The sequence below is a fragment of the Neobacillus vireti genome, from assembly GCF_001026695.1.
Taxonomy (GTDB): Bacteria; Bacillota; Bacilli; order Bacillales; family Cytobacillaceae; genus Neobacillus; species Neobacillus vireti.
In genome coordinates this window covers 345,789-372,349 of record NZ_LDNB01000017.1, presented here as the reverse complement: position 1 = coordinate 372,349, position 26,561 = coordinate 345,789, and the positions used below count along the sequence as shown (strand labels likewise).

The following is a 26,561-nucleotide window of genomic DNA, read 5'->3' as shown; positions in this document are numbered from 1 at the left end:
TTGAAAAAATAAAGACCTTTCTGAGGTCTTATTTTTTTAGTTCCAAATTAAACAATAACATCTATGCAAATAACCTGATTTCAAAATGGGTAATCTATATGGAAGAAAAATATTTTTCATACTTTGTCCACCAGGTATGAACAAAAAGTAAAAAATATGATAAAGTATACTAGGAGAATCCATTAGTACTAAGGTTAAATAGGTACATAAATGTCCGTGTGGAGTGGACAAATGTTTTTTTGACATATGAAAATTAGGAAACTAAGGGGGAATTAAACGTGTCCAGTAACATTTTGGAACAATTTTTAAATGATAATCTAGAGGATTTAAGGGGTAAGGGTTTATATAATGTCATCGATCCGTTGGAAAGCCCAAATGGACCAGTTATTAAGATTAATGGAAGAGAACTTGTCAATTTATCTTCCAATAACTACTTAGGCTTGGCCACCGATGACCGTCTCAAAAAAGCAGCTGTTGAGGCGATTGAGACATACGGCGTCGGAGCGGGTGCTGTTCGAACAATCAATGGAACTCTTAAGCTTCACGTCGAATTAGAAGAGAAATTGGCTGAATTCAAACATACAGAAGCAGCAATTGCATACCAATCCGGTTTTAATTGTAACATGGCGGCCATTTCTGCGGTAATGGATAAGAATGACGCGATTTTATCAGATGAATTAAACCATGCCTCGATTATCGACGGCTGCCGGCTGTCTAAAGCAAAAATTATCCGTGTCAAGCACTCTGATATGGAGGATTTACGTGCAAAAGCGAAGGAAGCAAAGGAATCCGGTCTTTACAATAAGATCATGGTGATTACCGATGGCGTGTTCTCGATGGATGGCGATATTGCTTTACTTCCAGAAATCGTAAAAATTGCCGAAGAATTTGATTTGATAACCTATGTAGACGATGCCCATGGCTCAGGTGTTCTTGGTGATGGTGCTGGGACAGTCAAACATTTTGGATTATCCGATAAAATTGATTTTCAAATCGGTACTTTATCAAAGGCAATTGGTGTAGTTGGCGGTTATGTAGCAGGTAAGAAAAACCTGATTGACTGGTTAAAAGTCCGCAGTCGTCCGTTTTTATTCTCGACTTCTTTAACCCCAGCCGATGTGGCAGCGAGCAAGAAGTCAATCGAGATTTTAATGGAAAGTACTGAGCTTAATAAGAAGCTATGGGAAAATGGCGACTATTTGAAAAAAGGGCTGAAAGAATTAGGGTTTAACATAGGTAACAGTGAAACGCCAATCACCCCATGTATCATTGGTGATGAATCGCTTACCCAGCAATTCAGCAAACGTTTGAATGAAGAAGGAGTATATGCGAAGGCGATTGTGTTCCCAACCGTTCCACAAGGGACTGGTCGTGTCCGCAATATGCCCACAGCTGCCCATACGAAGGAAATGCTTGATCAAGCCATTGCGATTTACGAAAAAGTCGGCAAGGAAATGGGTGTTATTTAATCCAGCAAAGTCACCTTCAATAAAAGGGTGGCGTAATTATAAAGTAAAGCAGAATTTTTTAGCATAAGTGAAGAGGACGGAGAAACAATGAAGCGTATTTTAATTACAGGTGCTTTAGGGCAAATTGGCTCTGAATTGACCTTAAAGCTGAGAGACATCTATGGTACAGATAATGTAATTGCCACCGATATTAAAAAGAATGACAGCGAGGCAGCCGAGAGCGGTCCGTTTGAATTGGTCGATGTGACCAATCTAAACCAAATGGTGGAAACAGCAAAGAAATACAAGGTGGATACGGTTATGCATTTGGCAGCACTTCTATCAGCTACAGCAGAAGCAAAGCCAGTATTTGCCTGGAATTTAAATATGGGCGGACTATTGAATGGGCTTGAAACAGCAAGGGAGCTAAACGCGCAATTTTTCACCCCGAGCTCAATCGGCGCCTTTGGTCCATCGACTCCTAAGGATAACACACCTCAGGATACGATTATGCGCCCTTCCACTATGTATGGGGTAAACAAAGTTGCCGGCGAGTTATTGGCCGACTACTACCATCAAAAATATGCTGTCGATACCCGCGGCTTACGTTTCCCAGGGTTAATCTCCTATGTGGCACTTCCGGGCGGCGGGACAACAGATTATGCCGTTGAAATTTACTATGAAGCAGTCAAAAATGGCCAATATACCTCATACATTGATAAGGGTACTTACATGGATATGATGTATATGCCGGATGCTCTAAATGCAATCATTGATTTAATGGAGGCCGATTCAGCCAAGCTAATACACCGGAACTCCTTCAATGTGACAGCAATGAGCTTTGACCCTGAAGAAATTGCTTCAAGTATTGCCAAGTATGTACCCGGATTTGAAATTTCTTATAATGTCGATCCGGCTCGGCAAAAAATCGCGGATAGCTGGCCAAATTCGATTGATGCAACGGCGGCAAAAGAAGAATGGGGCTTTAAATTTGAGTATGATTTAGACAGAATGACGAAGGAAATGCTTGAAAAACTACGTCAGAAATTATAAAAAATAAAACTCCTGAACCAAATTAGGTTCAGGAGTTTTTTAACAAGGATATCGGTTTATGAATGCTTCCCCGCATATGAATGAAAGAGAAATAGCGATGCTATAAATGCCTCGCTATCAGCGGTTTACATAAATAAGTTTGTCTTTCTTTTCTGATACTCGGCCAATGATTGCTGCTTGGACCAATCCATTTGAATAAAGTTTATTGACGTATTTATTCGCGTCTTCTTCACTAATCGCAACGAGCAGACCACCCGAAGTAATCGCATCACAAAGGACTAGCTGTTCTTCCGGCAAAATATCGTCGTAACTGACATCGTCAGCTAACCATTTATGATTCGACTTAGAGCCTCCTGGTACAACACCATCTCTTGCTAACTCGACTGCTCCTTCAAGAATGGGCACTTGGCTAAACGAGATTTCAAAGCTTACGTCACTTCCGCGAGCCATTTCACTCCCGTGACCAAGTAAGCCAAATCCAGTTACATCTGTAACGGAATGCGGGTGATAGTCCGTTAATACTTCTGAAGCCGTTTTATTCAGCATTGCCATCGTGTCTGTTACCAGTTGTTCCTGCTCCGGCGTTACGACGCTTCTTTTTATTCCAGTTGTCAAGATGCCCACACCTATCGGTTTTGTTAAAACAAGGACATCGCCGGGTTTCGCTCCAACGTTTTTCCAGACTTTATCCGGATGAACAATTCCTGTAACTGACAGGCCAAACTTAGGTTCTTGATCATCAATCGAATGGCCGCCAATCGTAATCGCACCAGCTTCTTTAACTTTATCAGCAGCACCGCGAAGTATCTCGGCAAGCATGTCCGCACCAAGCTTTTTGATTGGATAGCCGACAATATTCAATACTGTTTTCGGTTCTCCCCCCATTGCATAGACATCGCTTAATGCGTTTGCAGCCGTAATTTGCCCGAACATATAGGGATCATCGACGATTGGAGTAAAGTAGTCAACGGTCTGAATAAGTGCTATCGTGTCTGTTAACCGATAAACACCAGCGTCATCGGAAGTATCAAGACCCACTAATAATTCTGGGACAGGTTCTTGTTTCGGTAATAAGCGCAACACTTGCGCCAGGTCCTCAGGACCAATTTTGCAGCCTCAACCAGCTTTTGTAGATAAAGAGGTCAGGCGAATTTTTTCTTGTTCACTCAACATGTCCACCTCCATTTTATTAGTATAACTGTTTCGTCATAATTCCGCACTACAAGTGCTATATATTTGCCCTATAACAGCTGATGAGATAAGATATTTCTAACATCTAGATGTTGGAAAATAAGGAGGTAATTTCAATGAAAAACTATCATGTTATTGTCGAATTCTGCATGCAGTGAAACTATTCACCAAAAGCTGCGAGTTTCGCGGAAGAGTTGTTTAACCATTTTTATCGAGATATTCAAAAGGTAGAACTAATCCCTAGTTCCGGGGGCGCGTTCGAAGTGACAGTTAATGGGGAGAAGATATACTCAAAGCTTGACACAGGAATTTTTCCAGATACAACAGAAATAATTGATATTATTTCTGCGAAGTAAATCTAATCTTTATTTTTACGTGGTATTTCTGATAATAATGTTATGTAAACTACCTTTAAAAAAGTTACCATAAAGGAAATTAAGGGAATGTAATATATCTGTTTTTCCCTGTTCCTTTTTTTGTCTTGGAAATAAATATTTCAAGGATCCCATTTAAAAAAGAAGCCGATATTTCTTGTTGATTTATCTTAAAGGGGAATTCAATGGAACGAACACGTTTTTGGTTGTCTGGGGAAGGGGGGTATTTAGCTGCAGAAATAAATAATTTTTCTTCCTCTATATACACCCGAATTTCCGAAGCCTCAAACTCGTTTAAAATGGCTTCGACAATCCATTCCTTGTCAGTTTCGTAAACATCGATTTGGAATTGTGTTTGGTCATAATAAGAGGTCAATGGATCAAGAAAATAGTTTTCCAGCCATTTCTCTATTAAATCAAAATCAAAATCCTGGTTTTGATCATCTTTCTTTTTTGTCATTTCCAATCCCCCTTGCTCGTTTCATTTTATTCATTCGGAATTAAAACGTGAAACGGTTGTGATATAATAGGAAAAAAGAAGGATAAGTGAAGGAGTTTTTTCTTGTGAAAGAATGGTTACGTTCAATTCCGGCCATCCATGAGCTGCAAAGTCATGATACGTTTATGTCAATGCAAGAAGAGAGTAATCTTGATCACCTGCAACTTACGAAGCAGTTAAAAGATGTTGTCGATCAAATAAGGGATAACATCATTCATGATAAATGGGCAGGCGCTAGACCCGGGACAAACCGCTTTATCGAAGAGTTGTTTGCTATCCTGGAAACGAATTTAAACAAGCATTTTTCCTATACAATTGAAAAGGTCATCAATGCTACGGGGACGATACTACATACCAATCTCGGCAGAGCGAGATTAAGCGAAAATGCAATTAGCCATGTAGTGGAAACAGCCAGAAATTATTCAAATCTAGAATATAAGTTAAATGAAGGTACGCGGGGGTCACGGCATAGTCATGTTGAAGCACTTGTAAAGGAAATCACCGGTGCTGAAGCGGCAATGGTCGTCAATAATAACGCATCTGCTGTTTATTTAGTTTTAAGGGCAATGGCTAAGAATAAAGAGGTCATTGTATCAAGGGGGCAGCTAGTTGAAATTGGCGGATCTTTTAGGATTTCCTCGATAATGGAGGAAAGTGGCGCACAATTAGTAGAAGTAGGAACAACTAACAAAACACATCTTTACGATTACGAGAACGCCGTAACTCCTGAAACGGCGATTGTCATGAAGGTCCATACGAGCAACTTTAAGGTCGTCGGTTTCACCAAATCAGTCGAGACGGAAGAGCTAATAGATTTAACCAAAAGACTTGATGATGTTATTTTTTATGAAGACCTTGGCAGTGGTGCACTTTACGACTTCAGGAAGCATGGAATAGGTGAAGAACCGGTTGTTAAAGAGGTCATTGAAATGGGGGCAGATGTCGTAACCTTTAGTGGAGACAAGCTCCTTGGCGGTCCACAAGCTGGGATTATTGCCGGAAAAAAAGAAATAATTGATTGTTTGAAAAAACATCAGTTAGCTAGAGTAGTCCGGGTCGATAAGATGACGTTAGCTGCGCTAGAGGGGACTTTAATTGATTATGCCCGCGGTGAAAAAGCAATGCGAAATATCCCCGTTATCCGTGATTTATTAGTTACTATTAATGAATTAGACGAAAGGTCTAGGGGCTTCGTTTCAAATTTGTTACAAAGGACAAGCGCCTTTCAGACAAAAATAATTCCGGATACTAGTCAAGTTGGCGGGGGGACGATGCCGGACGTTGTGCTTCCAACCATTGTGATTGCTTTAATACATGAGTTCCTAACGGCTGAACAGCTCGGCAGAAAACTGCGCACTGAATCAAAGCCAGCAATTGTCGCACGTATTCAAAAAGAGGAATTTATTATTGACTTAAGAACCGTTACACTCAAAGAAGAAGCGATCTTACTTGAAAAATTAATAAATGTAGGAAACCCCTCTTAATGTATGAGGGGTTTTTCTTACTATTACATATCATGGTGTGAGTTGTGTTTTGCCCGGGTATGATTGCGATTCTTTACTTTGTGAGAACCGCTTAATGGTTCCGGCTGCCCGGATTGCTTTGGCGCGTTTTTTCGCATATCTTTGCCGTCGTTTTTGTTCATTTTTTTATCCCTCCTCAGTAATAGGATGTAATCATTAAATCTTTTTATGCCCGAATATTTTTTATTGTTCTGTGCAATTTAATGGGTATACAAATTGAAGGAGTGATACAGAACCATGCAAAAATATCCTTACAACAAGGACAAACAACAAGCTTTTCAAGCAGCACAGCAAGGATATGAGGAGGCCCAAGGGCTGTTCGAAACAATCGTTAGTGATAGTGCCAGTTATGGCCATCAGCTTAAACATTTAAAAAATGAAGTAAATGAAGCCTACCAGCAAATTGAAAATGCTCTTGAAGTAGCTTCTGAACACCAAAGATCACAGTTAGAACAATTTCAACAAGACCTGCAAAATATGGTTTCCGAAGTGAATCAGACCGAATAGGTAAAGCATGAAGGGGAGCCTTGACAAACAGGCCACCCCTTTCTGCTTTTTTATTGATTTTTCTTACGCTTTTTATTGTTCATTCTCTCTATTGCTGTTAATTCCGGTTCACTGGCCAATTCCTCGTTAAAACCTGCTCCTTTACCTTGCCCATTAGCAGCATTCATTCCAGGAATTACATGATTAGACTTTCGTTTTACCATATTATTCACCTCCCAATACAGTTACTATTTCCTTTATGTCTTGAAAAATGACAATGAAAAAGTTTTTTGAGATAATATTAAGGAAGAAGAGGACTTTCCCTAAATTAAATTCACTCTAGCGTTTATACGATTTTCAAAATATTCCGAACAAATCACATAAAAAACATAAGAAAAACTTATCAATCGCAATAACTTTCTTGTTATTTACTTATGTAAACGGTTGTATTAAGATAAGAATTGTGAGAAAAGTGAAGCTGGATGGGAAAATTCAAATTTTTCGACTTTTCGTTAACTTTGTTTTATTATGACGAATGAGGGGGTTTTACACATGGTAAAAAATGATGTATTTAACGCACGCGCTTCCTTTGAAGCGAACGGCAAAAACTACCACTATTACCGTTTAAATGCATTGGAAGAAGCCGGGATTGGCAAGGTATCTAAATTGCCATATTCCGTAAAAGTTTTACTTGAATCCGTACTTCGCCAATATGATGGCCGTGTAATCACAAAAGAGCATGTTGAAAACTTAGCGAAATGGGGAACAGATGAGCTGAAAGAAGTGGATGTTCCATTCAAACCAGCGCGTGTTATTCTCCAAGACTTCACAGGCGTTCCAGCGGTTGTCGACCTTGCTTCCTTAAGAAAAGCAATGGCAGACCTTGGCGGCGACCCCGACAAAATCAATCCTGAGAAAACAGTTGATCTTGTTATCGACCACTCCGTACAGGTTGATGCCTATGGTTCTGATGATGCGTTAAAAATTAACATGGATTTCGAATTCGAACGAAATGCTGAGCGCTATCAGTTCTTAAACTGGGCACAAAAATCTTTCAATAACTACCGTGCGGTTCCGCCTGCAACAGGAATCGTTCACCAAGTTAACCTTGAATACTTGGCTGATGTTGTTCACGTGGCTGAAACAGACGGTGAACTAGAAGCATACCCAGATACACTTGTTGGTACTGACTCACATACCACGATGATTAACGGTCTTGGCGTTCTTGGCTGGGGAGTTGGCGGGATTGAAGCAGAAGCTGGAATGCTTGGACAGCCATCATATTTCCCTGTACCTGAAGTTGTCGGTGTTAAATTACTTGGCGAGCTTCCAAACGGGGCAACAGCAACAGACCTTGCTTTAAAAGTAACGCAAGTTCTTCGTAAACATGGTGTTGTAGGTAAATTCGTAGAATATTTCGGACCTGGTGTAACTTCACTGCCGCTTGCAGACCGTGCAACCATTGCTAACATGGCTCCTGAATATGGGGCTACATGCGGATTCTTCCCGATTGATGATGAATCACTTGGTTATATGCGCTTAACTGGCCGTGAAGAAGAGCAAGTCAAAGTGGTGGAAGAATATTGCAAAGCAAACGGCTTATTCTTCGATCCATCATTTGAGCCAGTTTATACAAACGTAATCGAAATCGATCTAACTGAAATTGAAGCAAATCTATCTGGTCCAAAACGTCCACAGGATTTGATTCCACTTTCAAAAATGAAACAAGAATTCGTTAAAGCTGTTTCTGCCCCGCAAGGAAACCAAGGCTTTGGTTTACAAGGCACCGAACTTGATAAGTCAGCAACCATTAAATTCTCGAATGGCGACGAAACAGAAATTAAAACAGGTGCTGTAGCGATTGCTTCCATTACCAGTTGTACTAACACTTCTAACCCATATGTATTAGTGGGGGCAGGTCTAGTAGCTAAAAAAGCCGTTGAACTTGGAATGGAAGTTCCGAAGTTTGTTAAAACTTCTTTAGCACCAGGATCTAAAGTTGTAACTGGGTACCTTCGTGATTCCGGCTTACTGCCATACCTTGAGCAAATTGGCTTCAACCTTGTTGGTTACGGCTGTACAACATGTATCGGTAACTCCGGTCCACTAAAAGAAGAAATTGAAAAGACGATCGCGGAAAACGACTTATTAGTGACATCTGTTCTTTCAGGTAACCGTAACTTTGAAGGACGTATTCATCCGCTTGTTAAAGCGAACTATCTTGCATCACCGCCGCTTGTAGTCGCATATGCACTTGCTGGTACAGTGAACATTGATTTCGCATTAGAACCAATTGGTAAAGACAAAGACGGCAATGATGTCTTCTTCAAGGATGTTTGGCCATCAACTGCAGAAGTAAATGACGTAGTCAAGCGCACGGTAACTCCGGAACTATTCCGTAAAGAATATGAGAACGTGTTCGGTGACAACGAGCGTTGGAACGAAATCCAAACAAGCAATGAGCCGTTATATACTTGGGATGAAAATTCAACTTATATTGCTAACCCGCCATTCTTTGAAGGTTTATCACCAGAACCGGGTACTGTTGAGCCTTTAACAGGACTTCGTGTGGTTGGTAAATTTGGTGACTCTGTTACAACTGACCATATTTCACCTGCAGGAGCGATTGGTAAAAATACTCCAGCTGGTAAATACTTGCTTGAAAAAGGCGTTCAGCCGCGTGACTTTAACTCTTACGGTTCACGCCGTGGAAACCACGAAGTGATGATGCGCGGAACATTCGCAAACATCCGTATCCGCAACCAAATCGCACCAGGCACAGAAGGCGGCTTTACGACGTACTGGCCAACTGGCGAAGTGACATCAATTTACGATGCTTGCATGAAGTACAAAGAAAACGGTACTGGCTTGATTGTTCTTGCTGGTAAAGATTACGGCATGGGCTCTTCACGTGACTGGGCTGCCAAAGGTACCAACCTGCTTGGTATTAAAACTGTTCTTGCTGAAAGCTTTGAGCGTATTCACCGTTCAAACCTTGTGTTGATGGGTGTGCTTCCTCTTCAATTTAAAGAAGGCGAAAGCGCTGAAACACTTGGATTAACTGGCAAAGAAACGATTGATGTCCAAGTGGGCGAAAACGTAAAACCACGTGATCTTCTAAAAGTGACAGCTACAGACGAAGCTGGAAACAAGAAAGAATTTGAAGTTCTTGTTCGCTTCGACTCTGAAGTTGAAATTGATTACTATCGTCACGGCGGAATCCTGCAAATGGTTCTTCGTGAAAAATTACAAGCCTAAGCACATTAAAGAAAACACCATGTCATTTTCGGCATGGTGTTTTTCTAGAAAGAGGTAAATATGCTTTTGAATGAACTCTCTAAGAGATATGCGATAGAGGCAGCAGATCTTATACCGATAAGTGATGGCTTTCAAAATTCCGTCTATAGCTTTAGCCGCTCAGGTCACGAATACATTTTGAGATTATCATCTGGCATCCGGCGGAGTTCCCTTGAACTGCAAAGTGAAATGAAGTTTATCCATGTTTTAGGAAATATAGGAGTCCCGGTTTCCCGTCCAATTCCATCAATTAATGGGCAATTAGTCGAAGAAATGTTTGATCAGAAGCGGCATGGTTTTGCCAGCGTTTTTGAAAAAGCTCCCGGTAAACCTGTAGTGGTTACTGATGAAAAGGTCTGGAATAATGATTTGTTTTTTCATTGGGGGATGTTAATCGGTAAAATGCACGAGGCATCAACGAAATTAACGGAAAAGCTTAATCGCCCAATTTGGTCCAAGGAGGATCCGGACCTGTTTAACTTAATTCCAAAAATTACTACGGACCAAGTAAGGGAACGATACCTCCAACATTTGTCAAAGTTGAAGGATTTTAACCAGGATCATGAGATTTTTGGACTAATTCATAACGATTTCCATCAAGGGAATTTCTTTGAAAGTGAAGGCCGGATTACTATTTTTGATTTTGATGATTGCGCCTACCATTGGTTTGCTTATGATTTAGCTGTTTCCTTCTATCACGCGTACTGGCAGACATCGGCCTTTACACCGGAAAACAACCAATTTAGCACCATTTTTTGGGACAATTTTTTAAAGGGGTATGCGTCCGAGCATATCATTAAAAAAGAAATGATCCAGCAGATTCCGATTTTCTTGAAAATCAGAGAGATTTTCTTATATGTACTATTTTTAGAGAAATGGGATTTTCAAAACCTTGAGGATTGGCAGGAATATACTCTTAAGGATTTACAAGAAAAAATTGAGAATGATATTCCTTATTCTGATGTAAATTTTCAGGAAATCCTTGACAAATATAACTGATACTCAATAAAATAAAAGTATCAAACGAAAAGGGATGATTAAAGGGCCAATGAAATAATAATCTTATTTTTCAGCACATGATTCGAATAATCGAAAAATGATGAACCTGAAGAATGGGATTAGTCTGCCCTTTTTTATATCCTACTTGTATAAACCATTTGCACGAACCTTTTTAGGTCTATTTTTGCTGTGCAATTATAATGGTTAGTTATGATAGAACGATATAAAAAACTCACTTCAGGTTCATGAAGGGAGTTTTTTTATGTTTAAAAATCAGAGGACGATAGTAAAAGTAAGCGGTTTAGAAAAAAGTTTTCATTTAAGGAAGGTATTACAAAATCTTCACTTTGAGATTAAAAATGGCGATCGGATCGGTCTTGTCGGCTATAATGGCACTGGGAAAACGACACTTGCCAATATAATTTTTGGAAAAATAACTCCTGATAATGGATTAATTGAAAAATCAAGAGATTTGCGGATGGGTTATCTTTCGCAATCGATTGATTATGAAGTGAGTCATTTTCAGCAATCCATCGCTGAGGTCGAAGAACACGAGTTGTTTCAGCATGCAAGCAGTTTAGGCCTTAACAAGGTTTTTGACTGGAGTGAAGATCGTTTGACTCACTTAAGCGGCGGGGAAAAGCTAAAGCTTGCATTATCAATGGTTTGGGCAACAAAACCTGATTTTTTAATTTTGGATGAACCGACAAATCATTTAGATTTCACTGGGATAAACTGGCTGGTTTCGGAATTAGAAAAGTTTCATGGTCCTGTATTAATTATCTCGCATGACCGTCATTTTTTAGATAAAACGGTTAATCGTATTTTTGAATTAGAGGAAAGCCGAATTCAATTTTTCAATGGGAACTATAGTGACTATCGTATAGAAAAGGAGCAGAGAATAGCGAATCAGCGTCATCAATATCAAGTTCAGCAGCGCCAAATCGAAAAGATTGAAACGCAAATGGTACAGTTAAAGTCTTGGTCAGAAAAAGCACATCGGGATTCTACAAAGCAAGGATCCGCCTCAGAAAGAAGACAAATCGGTTTTAAAGAATATCATCGGGTAAAGGCAAAAAAATTGGATAACCAGGTGAAATCGAAAATGAAAAGACTGCAAAATGAGCTCAATAAACATAAGCTAGAAAAGCCAAATGAGGAAGCAGCGGTACGATTTCAGTTTGATAGCCATGGCAAGCGAGGAAAACGGATAATAGAGGCGAAAAAGCTAACAAAAATGTTCGATGACCGGATTCTATTCCAGGATTCGCCGTTTTACATTAATCACGGCGACCGGATTGGACTGTTGGGTGAAAACGGCTGTGGGAAAACGACACTAATTAAGATGATCCTAGGTGATGATTTATCCTTTGTTGGTGAGCTGTGGAAGAGCGACTCCGTAAAAATTGCATACTTAAGCCAGGATGTAGCTGATTTGTCTGCCGATAAAACAGCGATTGAAGCTTTAGGGTTTACCGATAGAGAAAGTATTCTAAAGGCTAGAACCTTACTGGCCAATCTAGGTTTAAAGGAACAGCTGATTACGAAGCCAATTGGGACATTGAGTCTTGGTGAGCGAACGCGAGTAAAGTTGGTCGACATGCTCATGAAAGAATATGATGTCCTTATTTTAGACGAACCAACCAATCATTTAGATTTACCAAGCAGAGAGCAGCTTGAACAGACATTAAGTGAATTTACTGGAACGATTATTACCGTTTCACATGATCATTATTTTCTTAATAAACTTTGTGACCGGCTGCTTGTGTTTGAAAATCAACAAATTAAGCGATTTGAAATGAAACCACAGGAGTATCTCAATAAGGATGTAAAGAGTGGTGATAGGTCCGAAGAAGCTATGTTAATTATTGAGAACAAAATCGCCTTAATCTTAGGTGAATTATCATTAATTGATCAAAATAATCCAAAATATTATCGTTTAGACGAAGAATTTAACGAACTTCTTAAACAAAAACGAAATTTAAAGGGTAAATCGTGAAAGAGAGCAGAAATTCCTGCTCTCTCTTTGTTTGCACTCAGGCATTTTTCGAATTTATTTGCAGGTATGCCAGGTGAATTCGCGAATCCTCCCCTTTTATTTGCGAATCGTTTTCTTATACGATTTGACCCCATAATTGAAGCAGCTCTCTCTCTTTTTCCGAGCGCATACCCGATTTCCACTCATCTTCGGAAAGGTGACGAGTTTTTTCCCAATCATATATTTCCAACAAGCTTTCAGTAAGCGGCCTAAAACTAAGCCCACTTTGAACTGCCTTATCGATATTTATCGAAAAGGCCCCCCGCCAAGGCTGCTCTAGCTCCGGTGATAATGGTGCATCTTCAGGAACCCAGAGTGGCATCTCGGTCCATGGTACCACGCCTTGATTAAGCAGGAACTTTTCATCCGCCCAAACCAATTCAGCGTTTGAACCGGTCACGTTAATACAAGCATCGAGGAACTCTTTCATCGTTAGCGGATAATTAGGTCCAGTGGCGTTATAGGTACCCGTTGAACAGCTGCCCATCAACTGCAGCATCCAAACAGATAAGTCTTTATTATCAATCACCTGTACCCGGCGGTTTGGTTTACCAGGGACTAACACTTTCCCGCCTTTTGCAACTCTATTTAACCAATAGGGAACACGATCGGTATAATCGTTCGGGCCCATTAATTGACCAGCTCTGACATTCAACACCCGACCAGGCATATTTTTTTCGGCAATCCGTTCGCATAAAGCCTTGAAATGCCCATAATGATCATAAATTGGACCTTTCGCATCCTTTGAAAGCTCATTTGCTTCGTCAAGTGTCATTTCTAAAACGGGGTAGTTTTCACCCAAATTTTCAGGGATCCAGTCTTTATAAACGGAAATGCTTGAAATAAATGTATAATGATTTACTCGGTCTTTCAAAAATTCAGTCGAATTTTGAACCGTATAGGGAATAAAGCCACTCGTGTCTAATACTGCATCCCAGTTGCGGTTCTTAAGCTCCTTTAAGTTGCCAAAACGATTACCGGTAATAATTTCAACGTCTTTTAGATCAGCATTTTGAAAGCCGCGATTAAAAATCGTCACTTCATGGTTTTGAGCCAGCGCTTCATTTACAAACCTTCTTCCTAAAAACCGGCTGCCGCCTAAAACAAGAATCTTCAAATGAATCCCCTCCATTTCCTATTTATATTTTAACAAACTTTCCGACAATTGCATTAAGAATAGCAAATCCAGCTTTTCAAATATGAAAAGTTTTGCATATGCCTTGGATATTGTTAAAATTAAAAATGTACATATAGACGAGGAGATGTTTAAGTTGGAAAACACTTTTTTACAATCCGTTTCCTATGAAAACGGTGTATTAAAAATATTAGATCAAACCAAAATCCCTAACGTAACAGAATTTCTTGAAATCACGAAAATTGAAGATGCCTGGGATGCAATTAAACAATTAAAAGTGCGCGGTGCTCCGGCAATTGGGATTGCTGCTGCCTATGGATTAGTAGTCGGGATGAAGAATGCACCGGAAACTTCCTTTGCGGATTTTTATGCCTTTTTTAAAAAACAAGCGGACTATCTGGGCTCTTCAAGACCGACTGCCGTTAATTTATTTTGGGCATTAAAACGGATGGATGAGCGGGCTCAAAAGAAACAAGAGCAGCCAATCGCAAAAATTAAGCAAGCACTAGAAGACGAAGCCCATTTAATAAGAAATGAAGATGAAGAAGTTTGCCGGACCATTGGCGAGCATGCCTTGACCCTATTGGAAGACGGGATGGGAATTCTAACCCACTGTAATGCGGGCGGCATTGCTACTGCAAGATATGGAACGGCACTTGCTCCATTATATTTAGCAAAAGAAAAGGGCTGGGATATTAAAGTATTTGCCGATGAAACAAGACCGCTGCTGCAGGGTGCACGCTTAACCGCTTGGGAGCTGATGCAGGCAGGGATTGATGTCACGCTGATTACCGATAATATGGCAGCAATGGTGATGCAAAAGGGCTGGGTCCAAGCAGTAATTGTCGGCTGTGACCGAGTAGCAGCAAATGGGGATGTCGCCAATAAAATCGGAACGTATGGTGTCGCTTTACTCGCAAAAGCCCATCAAATTCCTTTTTATGTGGCAGCGCCTATGTCCACGATTGATTTGGAAACCAAAACAGGTGCCGATATTCCGATTGAGGAACGTGAGGCGGCAGAAATTACTGAGGGTTTTGGAAAAAGAACCGCTCCTGAAGGCGTAAAGGTATTTAATCCAGCATTTGATGTAACACCACATGAGCTGGTTACGGCTATTATTACGGAAAAGGGCATACTAACAGGAAATTATCAAGAAGAGCTGCCAAGACTTTTTCAAGTGTAGGAATGGAATGAGGTGTGCTTATGATAACAGAAATAAAATATAAAAAACAAATTTGTGACATTGGAAAAAGAATTTATGAAAAGGGATTCGTTGCTGCCAATGATGGCAACATTTCCATCCGGGTCAGCGACAATGAATTCCTGATTACGCCAACGGGTGTAAGTAAGGGTTTTATTACTCCTGAGATGCTAGTAAAGGTGGATGGACAAGGGAACGTGCTTGAAGGGACACCTCCGTACCGGCCAACATCAGAAATGAAAATGCATCTGAGGGTTTACAAAGAACGTCCGGATATACAAGCAGTTGTTCATGTTCACCCGCCCTATGCAACGGCATTTGCTATTGCGGGAATCCCTTTAGATCAAGCGATCATGCCGGAATCAGTTGTCTTTCTTGGAACCATTCCTGTTGCGGAATATGGGACCCCGTCGACAAATGAAATACCAGTTGCCGTCCAAAAGTTTGTTCATCACCATCAAGGCGTGTTATTAGAAAATCATGGGGCCTTAACATGGGGAAAAGACTTAGAGCATGCCTATTATTTAATGGAATCATTAGAATTCACTGCAAAAATTAATTGGATTGCCAAACAAATTAATGGCGATCGTGAACTATCGAAAAAACACGTTCAAACACTTGTTGAGCTGAAAACGAAAATGGGGATTAACAGTAATTCGCCAATCGGGGCCGAAACGGTTGAAGGTATCCATGCGAAGAAAATTTCCCCTTCATTGGAACAATCCATATCGGAACAAGATATAAACTTGATCGTCGATAAGGTCACCAAAAATGTTCTCGAAGAATTGAAAAAACTATTTTGAAAAACGAACACTCGCTCTCCAGTCAAAGCCCTGCTAAGCTTGCATATGCGATTTTCTAAAATTGTCACAGATTTGGCATAGACATGATTCGTTTTACCTAAGTTAATAGTGTAAAATCGATATAGCGTATACAGAATTAAAGGAGGTTTTCGGGGATGATAAAAAAAGTAATTGCTGCTGTTCTTTTAATTACATTATTGACAGTTGCAATCGTGCAAGCAATGGATAAACGGACAGAGAAACCCGAAACGGAAACGGCTAGTCAAACAGCTTCAACTAAAGAAACCCTTGGTATTGGTATAAAGGCCCCTGATTTTGAGCTAAAAACATTGACGGGGGAAACGGTTAAACTCTCCAATTTAAAAGGGAAAAAAGTTATGCTTAACTTTTGGGCTACTTGGTGTGGGCCATGTAAAGCTGAAATGCCGGAAATGGAACAATTCTCTAAGCAAATCGGAGATGATATCGTTATTTTAGCCGTTAACATTGATCCGCAATTGGATGTAAAAGGGTTTGTTGATGAAAATAAAATTACTTTTCCGATCCTTCTGGATACAGATGACAAAGTAAATGAAACCTATCAGATTATGGCGATTCCGACTACTTATTTTATCGACAGTAAGGGAATTATTCAGAATAAATATCCAGGAACCATGAAACTGAATATCATGGAAGAATACACAAAAAAATTAAACTGAGACGTTGGTTAAATGCCAATGTCTTTTTTATTTGAAATAATCGATATAATTTTCGAAAAGTTGTAATAATTGCAACCGTTTCCGGGCATAATAACTGTTACAATAGTTATTAAGGAAGGTGATACCCATGAGAAAACCTAGAAAACGTTCCTTTGCAGAACTAGTATTAGAAAATAAATCACAATTGTTAAAAGATCGTGCTGCGATGGAAAAAATTGAACAGCGCTTAGAACAAAAACGCCTTGGCAAAGCCGAGTAATACAAAGTTTTCCAATCATGGTTTTTCATCCTTATGGACAAAATGTAAATAAGGAGGGATCATGAGATGAGTAATGAAACAGGTTATAAAACAAAACGTTTCAAACCAGATCACATTGGAACACAACCTCGAGGGTTTGGCGGCAATAAAGGGAAAAAGATGCAAGATACGTCCGGAAAGCATGCCCAAGTAATGCAAACCAAAGGTGAATAATTTATTTATACAAGACCTAGTTGGCAATAGCCAGCAGGTCTTTTTTGTCCGATAGGAAAGTAAACTCTCCATTTAGGCAAAAGTTGCAATTACGCCTTATGAAGCGCCAATCACAGAGTTTTCTTTATCGTGAAAATTTCGCTATTCATGTGATATTTTTTTCATCCGGTAACAAACTATATTTGTACCAAATAAACTAATATGGAGGAATTGGACCCATGGCTTTTGATAACAAACCCAAACCGGACGATCGCAGTGATAACGCTGAAAAGCTTCAGGCGATGATTGATGATACTACGGAAAACATTGCAAAAGCGGAACAATCTCTAGATTTTACGGATAGTGATCAGCAGCGCCAGCAAATTGAAGCAAAGAATCATCGCAGACGGGAAAGCATTGAATCGTTTAAAGCAGAAATTCAGGATGAAACCTAAATATATTCCGTATTTCAAAAAGGACCTGAGCCATAATTCAGGTCCTTTTCCAATTTCTAATCTCTTTGTTTAGTGATTAGAATATGGGTGTGATAAGATAATAAGGAGATTTTTAAAAAAGAAGTGATGAATTTGAAACAACAAGAAAAACATTTACTATCCAGCGAGCAAATTGTGCAGTGGGAACGGGAGCTGAACGAAACAGGGTTTATTCGCAATCCAAGCCAGTTAGTTGCTGCAATCAGTCATGAGTCTAATCCCGTTACATCATCGAAGTTGTTAACACTTGCGGCGCTCTCAAGACTTGGACGAAATTCCGAAGACTCATTGGCATTTGTTTGGCTCGATAAGGCAATAAAGCTAGATCCTGAGAACCAAAGGGCGAAAGAATTTATGATTCGGTCTGATTGGAAGAAGTTAAAAGACCTACTCGACCCACTTTCCTTCCCGCCGATAAGGGAAACGGATAATCGCACGGCAAAGAAGAAGACTGCAGAGCAGTACATAGAAATATGTCAAAGCTTTTTAACAGGTGTGGATGCACAGCTGCAAAAGCTCCAAGATGATCTGGATTTGACTGTAAAGCTAGCCAATCAAGATGCTTATCTAACATATCACCAACTTCATGATTTGCTTGCTGCAGCAAACGAGGAAACAAGCAGCTTGCTGAAAGCGGCAGAAGAATACGATCAATCGATTACCGGTGTCTTTCACACATCCACCTTTTATGATGAGTTAAAATTGCATCTGTCTCGCGTGGAAGATATCAAGCAGAAATGGCAGCAGCTATTTGTTGAAGCAGCGGAAATAATTACAGCGTCAGAAAATGCTTTAGATCAACTAAATAATATGATTGGCATGGCCTCAGTTAAAAAGAGGGTTAATGATTTTTACCGATTTCTAAAGTACCAAAAACAGCGGAAGAAACTTGGCTTTCAAGTGAAGGATGAGCTAAGTCTGAATATGATTTTAACAGGGAATCCAGGTACAGGAAAAACAACGCTGGCACGGTTGCTTGCAAAAATTTATCATGAGCTCGGAGTTCTGCCCCGCGCGGAAGTAATTGAAACAGACCGTTCTCAATTGGTAGGCTCGTTTGTTGGCCAAACAGAAGAAAATGTAAGGGCTGTAGTAGAACGCTCGATTGGCGGGGTTTTATTTATTGATGAAGCCTATAGTTTAAAACGTGTTGGGCAAACAGGAAATGATTATGGGCAGGCAGCAATTGATACGCTTGTCTCATTGATGACAGGACATGAGTATGGAGGGAAGTTTGCTGTAATTCTAGCTGGTTATCCTGATGAAATGCGCTCCTTTTTGGATGCAAATCCCGGCCTCAGAAGTCGTTTCCCACAGTCTAACTTTATTCATTTACCTGATTATTCGAATGAAGAGCTTACTCTAATTGCGGAAGCTGCTGCTGCCGATAATGATTACTTTATCACTGAGGAATCCAAAATTGAAATTGGCCGCCGGCTTGATCAGGAGCGAGTAGATGATTCCTTTGGCAACGCAAGAACTGTTCGCGATATCGTGTTGGATGCCATTTTTAAGAAAGGGGCAGACAACCGCGAAGAAGAAGCGGACATTCTCGAATATATGTTTCTTAATCCTGCAGACTTTCGATTGGAAAAAGACGAAGCGCCCGAATCAGCGAATGAACAGCTCGAACGTTTAATTGGGCTTGAACCTTTAAAAGGAGAATTGAAATCACTTATTTCGTTTGTAAAAATGCAGCAATTTCGAAGGAAAAATGGGTTGCCGGCAGTGCCTATCCAGCTTCATTCCGTCTTTACGGGAAACCCTGGTACAGGAAAAACAACAGTGGCGAAAATCTATGCAGCGTTTTTAAAAGAATGCGGAATTTTAAAAAGAGGACATCTCATTGTAGCCAGCCGAGCAGATTTTGTCGCGGGATATGTCGGTCAAACAGCCGGGAAAACAAAGAAAAAGATCAAAGAATCCCTCGGCGGTGTGTTATTTATTGATGAGGCTTATTCCCTCCTTTCGAATTCAGCTGGTGATTTCGGCAAAGAAGTCATTGATACACTAGTTGATGAAATGACGAAGCATAATGAAAATTTAGTCGTGATATTGGCGGGTTATCCTAATGAAATGAATCAGCTTCTTGAGAGCAACCCGGGCCTGCGCTCAAGGTTTAAAAAGTTCTTCCACTTTCCTGATTATTCAGCGGTAGAGCTCCTTGAAATCATGTCCTCTCATGCTGAAAGCTATCAATACCAAATAACAGAGGAAGCGGGGAATTGGCTGCTGCAAACATTAGAAGAAACCGTCTTTAAGGGGAATGGACGCTTTGCGACAAATTTAGTAGATGAAATGATACAAGCTCAAGCTTCTCGATTAATGGCAGTCGAGGGAGACGAACATCTATTTGAAAGTTCAATGTTTCTAGATGTAGAAGATGTCAAAACAGCATTAAATAAAATGTAAATAGGAAAGGACCTTTGCACGTGGATAATTATTTTGTTTCAACTAGAGAGATTCAGCTTTACTATGCGGATACCGATATGATGGGTGTCATTTACCACGCTAATTATTTGAAATTTTTTGAGCTAGGCCGAACCGGATTTATTGAAGATCTCGGATATAGTTATTTGGCGATGGAGGAAGCCGGATATTATGCCCCTGTTTATGATATTCAAATTACCTATAAAAAACCGTTGCGATATGGTGATCAAGCATTTGTAAAGACGTGGGTGGATTTAAACGATGGCATTAAAACCATTTATGGCTACGCGATTATGAACGGGAATGAAGAAGAGTGCGCAGTGGGGACATCCACCCACATTATTGTCAAAAAAGATAATTTTAGACCAACTTCTTTCAAAAAGACCTTTCCTGAGTGGTACTTAAAATATGAGGAAGTTAAGAAAAAATAGGACGAAAAGCGGAAGCGCCCGTTTAGTGGCGTATGGACTGGAGCGCTTCGACTGAGATAAAGGAAACACGGAGAGCGTAGCGATCCGATGTTGACTTATCGTAGGGAGAAGAGCGAAGTCCACTAGCCGCTGGGGGCTGGAGCTGGACAATTCTCAAAGTCAAAAGTTTATACTTTTTTAAAGTAGAAACAAAACAGGCACACTATGGAAAATTTCAAGTGTGCCTGTTCCTTATTCTTCTTTTTGATAGTGAAAAACCGGTTCATCATAGTCCGCATGGTATTCAATCAATAAATCGTGGTTATCAAAGTACCATAAATCTCTTTCTTCAATATAAAAAGTAATACCTGCTAAAATGGATTTAGCCCCAATATCTTCGGGCTGTTCAGTGGAAATCCCTAGAGAAAAGCCACTTTGAACCGTACTGCATCCACCGTACCTAGCATAGAACCGGACAAAGCCGCCATCGTGAAGACTGAGTTCCTCCTTATACCATGCTGCTGCATCACTTGTTATCTGAATGTTCATTTGGATGAACTCCTTTCTAATGAGATAAATTTTCTCCTTGAGAATGCTTCCGCTTTTCTATTGTAACCATTGGACCATATGTTGCTCGATTTCCTTGTATTTCGCATCCGCGTTCGGTAGACCGTACGAACCCGCTTGTTCTAAAGGAACAACCTTAAAATGATGATATTTTTGACTTGTAACGTAGGTGGGGTAAAAGACAGGATTCGAAAGTTCAATTGAATTCCCTTTTTCTTGCACGTGTTTGGTAATGTCGATTGTCGCTAATCCGCCAATATCTTTATAATCATTATACTGTGCTGATATAAAGTTTCCTAACGAATAAATGACAAACGTTTTTCGGCCATCGCTGGTATTAATCCATTCCATCGGCTGCAAAACATGTGGATGGGAGCCAAAGATGATGTCGACACCCTCATTTGCCAGAAAGGCGGCTAACTCTTTTTGATCATTTGTCGGGATTCGCTGGTATTCATTTCCCCAATGGATGCTCATAACGACCACATCGGCAACATTTTTGGCGCGATGGATTTCTTCCTTCATTCCTTCGCGGTCAATCAGGTTTACAAGATAATCCTTTCCTTTAGGAACGGGTATTCCGTTTGTTCCGTATGTGTAAGCAAGAAAGGCAAGCTTGATCCCGTTTTTAGTAACAATCCTTAATTTTTGGCGATCTTTTTCATCAATAAAACTCCCCACATGTGGTAAACCAATACTATCTAAATAAGCTGATTCCGACTGAATTCCTTTTTCACCTTGATCTAAGGTATGATTATTGGCTGTCGAAACCATGTCGACACCTGAATCGACAAGTGCATTTGCCACCTCATGCGGACTATTGAACCTTGGATAACCGGAGAGACCCAGCTCCAGACCCCCTAACATACTCTCTTGATTGGCTGTTAGAAAGTCCGGCTTTTCTAATAGAGGTTTCACCTGATCAAACATCGGGTTGAAATCATATGTGGTTCCGTTGAAGGCATCTTGATAGACGGGGCTATGAATAAGAATATCACCAATGCCACCAAGGGTTATTTTTTCGGTCAGCCCCCGATTCTCATTTAATGAAGATCTTGGCTGATGATTTTTCACAGGAAAATGCTTTTCGTCTGCGGGAAGTTCTTGCTGTTGCTGAATAAGGACGACAAATGCAACAGCAATGCATCCGATGATAATAATAACCGATGGAAAAAGGATCTTCTTTTTCATATTAGCTCCTTAAATCATAACCATTTGATTTTTGGCTCTGTCTTATTGATGATTCTTTTAATATTAGCTCGGTGTCGATAGATAACAAATAAAGTTAAAAGGGCAACAGCGATTAGCAGGGGGATATTCCAAAGAACAAGCCCATAAATGACTCCACATACACCTGCAAGCATCGAGGATAAGGAAACATATTTAGTTATGTATAGACTGATAAAAAAGACGACCAGGACAGCAATAAACATAAGCGGTGCACAGAACAATACGACCCCGCCTGAAGTGGCAACGGCTTTCCCGCCGCGAAACCCGGCAAAAATGGGATAGGTATGTCCCACAACAGCAAAAACCCCGGCAATTAATGGATTGAGATCCAGATGTAAAAGCACAGGTAAAGATGCTGCTAGCGTCCCTTTTAGTATATCGGCGAGAGTGACGGCTAATCCCGCTTTAACTCCAAGTGTTCGAAATGTGTTTGTTCCCCCTAAATTTCCGCTCCCGTGTTCACGAATATCCGTTTTATAAAAAACTTTTCCAATGATTAATCCAGATGGGATGGAACCTAGTAAATAGGCAAGAATCAACGCTAAAATAATTTGAATCATTAATGATTTCCCCTTCAATAAAAGATACAGTGCTTATATTTTACCATGTAACCTACGGAAAAACACCAATGGATTAATTAATATCCATAAAGGAAATTATCGAGGAATTGATAAAATATTACGGAATTGTAAAAATCCCTTCTCATTTCCAAGCGGATACTTTACGATAAGGAAATAAGGGGGAAAGAGAACCATGGCAAGAGTTATCTATCATAAAGATAAAATAGTGGCAACGAAGTGGATTATCGGAGGATTAATAGGTGCTTGTTTGCTTATTCTTTCCTCCATATTCCTGTATTTATATCCGTTTGCATCAACAGATAAAAAAGTATATTTTCAAGGTGAAAATCCGATTCTTTATTCAGGGCTTCAGAAAGGGAATGTCTTAATAGAAGGAGATACCCTGTTTGTTCCAATAACATTCATGCAGGAAAACATCGACGATAGCATCACTTATGATGAAAAGTCAAAATCGGTTATCATTACAACCAAAGATAAAGTTGTGCAAATGCCAACAGATTCACTAACCTATTTTGTGAACGATAAGACGGTCGACTTACAGCTTTCACCGATCATCTCGAAGAATGGAGAAATTTTCATTGCACTCGACCCGATTCTCTCCTTTTATCCAATCCAGTATAAGAAATTGCCTGAAAGTAAGGCCATTTGGATTCAAAAAGATGGGGAACAATACGAGAATGGCAGATTAATAGATAAGGATGTCAATAAAGAAAAGCTTAGATTGCGTACTGAACCAAGTTGGCGCTCACCATATACGGCAGAAATGACAAAAAATGAACTTGTCACGATTGAAGGCGCGAAAGAGGACTTTTACCTAGTTAGGAAAGCAAATGGCATAAGTGGTTATCTCAAAAAAGACTATGTTTCAAAGCAAGACACAGTCAAAATCAACATTAGCCGTGAAAGCAAAACGTTTCAAATGCCCAAGTTAGATGGCCCGATTCAGTTAACATGGGAAGCGGTTTACACGAAAAACCCTGACACTACTAAAATAGCTAATATGACAGGTGTAAATGTTATCTCGCCAACGTGGTTTTCGCTTGCAGGCAGCGATGGTTCAATCAAGAATCTCGCTTCACTGGATTTTAGTAAATGGGCACAGGCAAAGGGTTATCAGGTATGGGGTGTGTTTTCAAACGCATTTGATCCCAAACTCACTCATGAAGCATTAAAAGACTTTGAAACCCGGCAAACCATCATCCGGCAATTGCTCCATTTTAGTCAGATGTATCAGCTGCAGGGAATCAACTTTGATATTGAAAACGTAAATCAAGAGGATGGACCATTTGTCACGCAATTCATGAGAGAGGCGGCGCCATACCTGCATGATGCAGGGCTTGTTGTATCAATGGATATTACTTTTTCTGCAGGCGATAACAACAACTGGTCATCCTTCTATGAAAGACCGAAACTTGCACAAATAGTCGATTATTTAATTGTAATGGCTTATGATGAACATACGGGGGCATCGTCTGGGGCTGGAAGCGTGGCAAGTCTGCCATGGGTCGAACGAAACCTTCAAAATCTGTTGTTAGAGGTTTCTAATGAAAGGCTCGTCCTTGGAGTTCCTTTATATGCAAGGCTATGGAAGGAACAAACTAATGCGGATGGCTCGACGGAAGTAACGGCAAAGGCTCTGGCAATGGACCAAGTGAAGACATGGCTCGCTGAAAAAGGTTTGACGCCGTCCTATGATGAAGCCAGTGGTCAAAACTATGCTGAATATGATGATGAGGCTGAAAACGCCACCTATAAAATTTGGCTTGAAGATGAATCATCCTTGCAAAAACGAGCGGCTTTAGCTGTAAAATATGAATTAGCCGGTGTTGGGACATGGTCAAGATTTTTTGGCGACCAAACAGCCTGGACGGCCTTAGATTTAAAGGCAGCCATGGCCTTAACACATAAATAAAAGAACGATAAAGGACCGTTAATCCGGTCCTTTTTTCATTCTGTCAATTTTGAGAACAAAAATCGTCTATTTTATTACAAAAATATGGAGAATTTTCAAACCATTTGTTAACTCGTTGAAAGCCGTGTATAAACCCCCTATAATTTAGTTAAAATCAAACGAATAGCAAAAAAACCGGCCGTTCCATTACTATCCATGGTCGGTTTACTTATAATTTTTCAATCTGTTATAGGGGGTGAGCCTTTTGAAAGAGCAGTCTGAATGTAAACAGAAAGATCAAGATTTAACAAAAAAGTATGAGTTACTTTTGCAGCAAAATCGCTATTTAGAAAAACGACTCCAGGAAGAGGTGGTAAAGAATAAGCAGAAAGACACGATTTTGATTGAGCAATCCAGACTAGCTGCAATGGGAGGAATGGTTGCTAGTATTGGGCACCAATGGCGTCAACCGTTAAACAATTTATCTCTAATGATGCATGATGTAAGAGAGGCACTTGAGTTTGGCGAAATTGACAATCAATACATCGACCGGTTCACAAGGGAAAGCATGCAGCAGATTAAACATATGGCTCGGACAATCAATGATTTCCGGAAGTTCTATAAACCGAATAAGGAAAAATCGTTTTTTTCGGTCGGTGATTCGATTGAAGAGGCTTTGTCGATTTTTTCTTTGAGTCTGAAAAACCATGGAATTCAAGTGGAATTTGAATACAGAGGACAACAAATGGCTTATGGCTATCCAAATGAATATAGCCAGGTGGTGTTAAATATCCTAACAAATGCCCGAGACGCGTTTGTCCAAAAAGGTATTAGCCATCGGAAATTAGTGATTAAAATTGGCGAAAGCGGGAAATTTATTAAATCGGAGTTCATTGATAATGCTGGTGGAATCGAGCCAACACTTTTAAAGAAGGTTTTCGACCCCTATTTTACCACACGGCCGCAAGGATCTGGTCTTGGGCTTTATATGACTAAAATGATACTTGAGAATATGAATGGTAGTGTCACGGTAGAAAATACAGGTGATGGAGCACGCTTCTGTCTATCAGTGCCGAAGGTTTCTGCAGCGATTGAACAAGAACTTCTAACGGTTTAAATCCAGTTATTATCTTTTTTTATCGAAAAAAGGTAAAATAAAGAAAACAACCTTAGGAGTGATTACCATGGCAATTGAAAATCCAAGCCGCGCAGAACTTGGCACTATTTTAAATAAGGCAAAAAGAATTGCAGTCGTTGGTTTAAGTAATAATCCGGAGCGCACTTCTTATCAAGTTTCCGCGGTCATGCAGAAGGCAGGCTATGAAATTATTCCTGTAAACCCAACCATCGATGAAGTACTTGGTGTAAAAGCTGTTGCTGCCTTAAAGGATATTGAAGGCCACGTGGACATTGTCAACGTTTTCCGTCGTTCTGAACAGTTGTTTGATGTAGCGAAGGAATTTGACGAGATCGATGCAGACGTCTTTTGGGCCCAGCTGGGTCTTGCCAATGAAGCCGCTTACGAGTTCTTAAAGGAAAAGGGATATACGGTCGTTATGGACCGCTGTATAAAGGTTGAACATTCCTTAACAAGATAAAGTGTCTTTTTAGGAAAAACTGCTAAATAGTTGGCAGTTTTTTTCTTTTTTTATTACTAAAAAACACCAACAAAGTGTTACAAAATGGGGTTGTTTCAAATTTCGTATTTGCCAAATCAAAATAAATCGCTACAATAAAGCATAGACGCCGCGAGTAGATG

General features: G+C 40.1%; 26 protein-coding genes and 1 pseudogene. 19 read left to right on the top strand and 8 right to left on the bottom strand.

Features of this window, described 5'->3' with window-relative positions; translation table 11 throughout:
- The first annotated feature begins 278 nt into the window (after nt 1-278).
- A complete protein-coding gene (locus AA980_RS21930) occupies nt 279-1,469 on the top strand; it encodes a glycine C-acetyltransferase (protein ID WP_024026867.1) in 1,191 nt (396 codons plus the stop codon).
- A gap of 87 nt (nt 1,470-1,556) precedes the next feature.
- A complete protein-coding gene (locus AA980_RS21925; RefSeq protein ID WP_024026868.1) occupies nt 1,557-2,501 on the top strand; it encodes an L-threonine 3-dehydrogenase in 945 nt (314 codons plus the stop codon).
- 117 nt (nt 2,502-2,618) lie between these two features.
- On the opposite strand, the gene selD is transcribed toward AA980_RS21925, so the two are convergent.
- Nucleotides 2,619-3,674 carry a selenide, water dikinase SelD gene (gene selD / locus AA980_RS21920; protein ID WP_407937476.1) on the bottom strand — a complete coding sequence of 352 codons (1,056 nt, stop codon included), beginning with the start codon at nt 3,672-3,674 and terminating at the stop codon, nt 2,619-2,621.
- A 188-nt stretch (nt 3,675-3,862) separates the two neighbouring features.
- Between selD and AA980_RS28330 the strand changes: the two are divergent.
- Nucleotides 3,863-4,048 (top strand): annotated as a pseudogene (locus tag AA980_RS28330) (Rdx family protein); the annotation flags it as partial.
- A gap of 79 nt (nt 4,049-4,127) precedes the next feature.
- Here the strand turns inward: AA980_RS28330 and AA980_RS21910 are convergent.
- On the bottom strand, nt 4,128-4,526 hold the full coding sequence (locus tag AA980_RS21910; RefSeq protein ID WP_024026871.1) for an Hsp20/alpha crystallin family protein: 399 nt from the start codon (nt 4,524-4,526) through the stop codon (nt 4,128-4,130).
- A gap of 104 nt (nt 4,527-4,630) precedes the next feature.
- Here AA980_RS21910 and selA point away from each other — a divergent pair, with 104 nt between their 5' ends.
- Nucleotides 4,631-6,049 carry an L-seryl-tRNA(Sec) selenium transferase gene (selA, locus tag AA980_RS21905; RefSeq protein WP_024026872.1) on the top strand — a complete coding sequence of 473 codons (1,419 nt, stop codon included), beginning with the start codon at nt 4,631-4,633 and terminating at the stop codon, nt 6,047-6,049.
- A 23-nt stretch (nt 6,050-6,072) separates the two neighbouring features.
- Here selA and AA980_RS21900 read toward each other — a convergent pair whose 3' ends face one another.
- The gene (locus AA980_RS21900) at nt 6,073-6,210 is read right to left on the bottom strand and encodes a small acid-soluble spore protein P (protein ID WP_024026873.1); all 138 of its coding nucleotides are present in this window, start codon (nt 6,208-6,210) and stop codon (nt 6,073-6,075) included.
- Between the two features lie 115 nt (nt 6,211-6,325).
- Here AA980_RS21900 and AA980_RS21895 point away from each other — a divergent pair, with 115 nt between their 5' ends.
- On the top strand, nt 6,326-6,595 hold the full coding sequence (locus AA980_RS21895; RefSeq protein WP_024026874.1) for a hypothetical protein: 270 nt from the start codon (nt 6,326-6,328) through the stop codon (nt 6,593-6,595).
- A gap of 50 nt (nt 6,596-6,645) precedes the next feature.
- On the opposite strand, the gene sspO is transcribed toward AA980_RS21895, so the two are convergent.
- Entirely contained in the window at nt 6,646-6,798 is a 153-nt protein-coding gene (sspO, locus tag AA980_RS21890; RefSeq protein ID WP_024026875.1) for a small acid-soluble spore protein O, read from the bottom strand.
- 328 nt (nt 6,799-7,126) lie between these two features.
- Here sspO and acnA point away from each other — a divergent pair, with 328 nt between their 5' ends.
- From acnA to abc-f, 3 genes are all read left to right on the top strand, one after another.
- Nucleotides 7,127-9,832 carry an aconitate hydratase AcnA gene (acnA, locus tag AA980_RS21885; protein ID WP_024026876.1) on the top strand — a complete coding sequence of 902 codons (2,706 nt, stop codon included), beginning with the start codon at nt 7,127-7,129 and terminating at the stop codon, nt 9,830-9,832.
- A 60-nt stretch (nt 9,833-9,892) separates the two neighbouring features.
- Nucleotides 9,893-10,870 (top strand): phosphotransferase enzyme family protein, encoded by a 978-nt coding sequence (locus tag AA980_RS21880; RefSeq protein WP_024026877.1) that lies wholly within the window; start codon nt 9,893-9,895, stop codon nt 10,868-10,870.
- A 262-nt stretch (nt 10,871-11,132) separates the two neighbouring features.
- Nucleotides 11,133-12,869 (top strand): ribosomal protection-like ABC-F family protein, encoded by a 1,737-nt coding sequence (gene abc-f, locus AA980_RS21875; protein ID WP_024026878.1) that lies wholly within the window; start codon nt 11,133-11,135, stop codon nt 12,867-12,869.
- A 115-nt stretch (nt 12,870-12,984) separates the two neighbouring features.
- On the opposite strand, the gene AA980_RS21870 is transcribed toward abc-f, so the two are convergent.
- The gene (locus AA980_RS21870) at nt 12,985-14,025 is read right to left on the bottom strand and encodes an NAD-dependent epimerase/dehydratase family protein (protein ID WP_024026879.1); all 1,041 of its coding nucleotides are present in this window, start codon (nt 14,023-14,025) and stop codon (nt 12,985-12,987) included.
- 145 nt (nt 14,026-14,170) lie between these two features.
- On the opposite strand from AA980_RS21870, the gene mtnA reads away from it, so the two are divergent.
- From mtnA to AA980_RS21830, 8 genes are all read left to right on the top strand, one after another.
- Nucleotides 14,171-15,229: an S-methyl-5-thioribose-1-phosphate isomerase gene (mtnA, locus tag AA980_RS21865; RefSeq protein ID WP_034723208.1), complete on the top strand. Its 1,059-nt coding sequence runs from the start codon at nt 14,171-14,173 to the stop codon at nt 15,227-15,229.
- A gap of 20 nt (nt 15,230-15,249) precedes the next feature.
- Complete coding sequence (locus AA980_RS21860; RefSeq protein ID WP_024026881.1) at nt 15,250-16,050, top strand: class II aldolase/adducin family protein; 801 nt, start codon at nt 15,250-15,252, stop codon at nt 16,048-16,050.
- 155 nt (nt 16,051-16,205) lie between these two features.
- A complete protein-coding gene (locus AA980_RS21855; RefSeq protein ID WP_024026882.1) occupies nt 16,206-16,748 on the top strand; it encodes a TlpA disulfide reductase family protein in 543 nt (180 codons plus the stop codon).
- 127 nt (nt 16,749-16,875) lie between these two features.
- Nucleotides 16,876-17,007, top strand: a complete 132-nt coding sequence (locus tag AA980_RS21850) for an FbpB family small basic protein (RefSeq protein ID WP_024026883.1) — start codon at nt 16,876-16,878, stop codon at nt 17,005-17,007.
- Between the two features lie 66 nt (nt 17,008-17,073).
- Complete coding sequence (locus tag AA980_RS21845; RefSeq protein WP_024026884.1) at nt 17,074-17,220, top strand: acid-soluble spore protein N; 147 nt, start codon at nt 17,074-17,076, stop codon at nt 17,218-17,220.
- Nucleotides 17,221-17,438: 218 nt separating this feature from the next.
- Nucleotides 17,439-17,654: a small acid-soluble spore protein Tlp gene (tlp, locus tag AA980_RS21840; RefSeq protein ID WP_024026885.1), complete on the top strand. Its 216-nt coding sequence runs from the start codon at nt 17,439-17,441 to the stop codon at nt 17,652-17,654.
- A 126-nt stretch (nt 17,655-17,780) separates the two neighbouring features.
- Nucleotides 17,781-20,105 (top strand): AAA family ATPase, encoded by a 2,325-nt coding sequence (locus AA980_RS21835; protein WP_024026886.1) that lies wholly within the window; start codon nt 17,781-17,783, stop codon nt 20,103-20,105.
- Between the two features lie 20 nt (nt 20,106-20,125).
- A complete protein-coding gene (locus AA980_RS21830; RefSeq protein ID WP_024026887.1) occupies nt 20,126-20,554 on the top strand; it encodes an acyl-CoA thioesterase in 429 nt (142 codons plus the stop codon).
- A gap of 231 nt (nt 20,555-20,785) precedes the next feature.
- Here the strand turns inward: AA980_RS21830 and AA980_RS21825 are convergent, their stop codons facing one another.
- Genes AA980_RS21825 through plsY form a run of 3 tightly spaced genes read right to left on the bottom strand, consistent with a single transcriptional unit; the run spans nt 20,786 to nt 22,890 of the window.
- Nucleotides 20,786-21,082 carry a HesB/YadR/YfhF family protein gene (locus AA980_RS21825; RefSeq protein ID WP_024030383.1) on the bottom strand — a complete coding sequence of 99 codons (297 nt, stop codon included), beginning with the start codon at nt 21,080-21,082 and terminating at the stop codon, nt 20,786-20,788.
- A 57-nt stretch (nt 21,083-21,139) separates the two neighbouring features.
- Nucleotides 21,140-22,291, bottom strand: a complete 1,152-nt coding sequence (locus AA980_RS21820; RefSeq protein ID WP_024030384.1) for a CapA family protein — start codon at nt 22,289-22,291, stop codon at nt 21,140-21,142.
- A gap of 14 nt (nt 22,292-22,305) precedes the next feature.
- A complete protein-coding gene (gene plsY / locus AA980_RS21815; protein ID WP_024030385.1) occupies nt 22,306-22,890 on the bottom strand; it encodes a glycerol-3-phosphate 1-O-acyltransferase PlsY in 585 nt (194 codons plus the stop codon).
- A gap of 193 nt (nt 22,891-23,083) precedes the next feature.
- On the opposite strand from plsY, the gene AA980_RS21810 reads away from it, so the two are divergent.
- The 3 genes from AA980_RS21810 to AA980_RS21800 all read left to right on the top strand — a co-directional run bounded on the left by AA980_RS21810 (nt 23,084) and on the right by AA980_RS21800 (nt 26,400).
- Entirely contained in the window at nt 23,084-24,823 is a 1,740-nt protein-coding gene (locus AA980_RS21810; RefSeq protein WP_024030386.1) for a glycosyl hydrolase family 18 protein, read from the top strand.
- 244 nt (nt 24,824-25,067) lie between these two features.
- Nucleotides 25,068-25,919 (top strand): sensor histidine kinase, encoded by an 852-nt coding sequence (locus AA980_RS21805; RefSeq protein ID WP_024030387.1) that lies wholly within the window; start codon nt 25,068-25,070, stop codon nt 25,917-25,919.
- 67 nt (nt 25,920-25,986) lie between these two features.
- Nucleotides 25,987-26,400 (top strand): CoA-binding protein, encoded by a 414-nt coding sequence (locus AA980_RS21800; protein ID WP_024030388.1) that lies wholly within the window; start codon nt 25,987-25,989, stop codon nt 26,398-26,400.
- The last annotated feature ends 161 nt before the right edge of the window (nt 26,401-26,561 follow it).

What these genes read in the sequence shown, in the direction of transcription:
- AA980_RS21820 (WP_024030384.1), bottom strand. Translation starts at nt 22,291, where the DNA reads ATGAAAAAGAAGATCCTTTTTCCATCGGTTATTATTATCATCGGATGC.
- AA980_RS21825 (WP_024030383.1), bottom strand. Translation starts at nt 21,082, where the DNA reads ATGAACATTCAGATAACAAGTGATGCAGCAGCATGGTATAAGGAGGAA.
- AA980_RS21900 (WP_024026873.1), bottom strand. Translation starts at nt 6,210, where the DNA reads ATGAACAAAAACGACGGCAAAGATATGCGAAAAAACGCGCCAAAGCAA.
- AA980_RS21800 (WP_024030388.1), top strand. Translation starts at nt 25,987, where the DNA reads ATGGCAATTGAAAATCCAAGCCGCGCAGAACTTGGCACTATTTTAAAT.
- abc-f (WP_024026878.1), top strand. Translation starts at nt 11,133, where the DNA reads ATGTTTAAAAATCAGAGGACGATAGTAAAAGTAAGCGGTTTAGAAAAA.
- AA980_RS21860 (WP_024026881.1), top strand. Translation starts at nt 15,250, where the DNA reads ATGATAACAGAAATAAAATATAAAAAACAAATTTGTGACATTGGAAAA.
- mtnA (WP_034723208.1), top strand. Translation starts at nt 14,171, where the DNA reads ATGTTTAAGTTGGAAAACACTTTTTTACAATCCGTTTCCTATGAAAAC.
- tlp (WP_024026885.1), top strand. Translation starts at nt 17,439, where the DNA reads ATGGCTTTTGATAACAAACCCAAACCGGACGATCGCAGTGATAACGCT.
- AA980_RS21835 (WP_024026886.1), top strand. Translation starts at nt 17,781, where the DNA reads ATGAATTTGAAACAACAAGAAAAACATTTACTATCCAGCGAGCAAATT.
- AA980_RS21910 (WP_024026871.1), bottom strand. Translation starts at nt 4,526, where the DNA reads ATGACAAAAAAGAAAGATGATCAAAACCAGGATTTTGATTTTGATTTA.
- acnA (WP_024026876.1), top strand. Translation starts at nt 7,127, where the DNA reads ATGGTAAAAAATGATGTATTTAACGCACGCGCTTCCTTTGAAGCGAAC.
- AA980_RS21850 (WP_024026883.1), top strand. Translation starts at nt 16,876, where the DNA reads ATGAGAAAACCTAGAAAACGTTCCTTTGCAGAACTAGTATTAGAAAAT.
- AA980_RS21895 (WP_024026874.1), top strand. Translation starts at nt 6,326, where the DNA reads ATGCAAAAATATCCTTACAACAAGGACAAACAACAAGCTTTTCAAGCA.
- AA980_RS21810 (WP_024030386.1), top strand. Translation starts at nt 23,084, where the DNA reads ATGGCAAGAGTTATCTATCATAAAGATAAAATAGTGGCAACGAAGTGG.
- AA980_RS21845 (WP_024026884.1), top strand. Translation starts at nt 17,074, where the DNA reads ATGAGTAATGAAACAGGTTATAAAACAAAACGTTTCAAACCAGATCAC.
- sspO (WP_024026875.1), bottom strand. Translation starts at nt 6,798, where the DNA reads ATGGTAAAACGAAAGTCTAATCATGTAATTCCTGGAATGAATGCTGCT.
- plsY (WP_024030385.1), bottom strand. Translation starts at nt 22,890, where the DNA reads ATGATTCAAATTATTTTAGCGTTGATTCTTGCCTATTTACTAGGTTCC.
- AA980_RS21855 (WP_024026882.1), top strand. Translation starts at nt 16,206, where the DNA reads ATGATAAAAAAAGTAATTGCTGCTGTTCTTTTAATTACATTATTGACA.
- AA980_RS21880 (WP_024026877.1), top strand. Translation starts at nt 9,893, where the DNA reads ATGCTTTTGAATGAACTCTCTAAGAGATATGCGATAGAGGCAGCAGAT.
- AA980_RS21925 (WP_024026868.1), top strand. Translation starts at nt 1,557, where the DNA reads ATGAAGCGTATTTTAATTACAGGTGCTTTAGGGCAAATTGGCTCTGAA.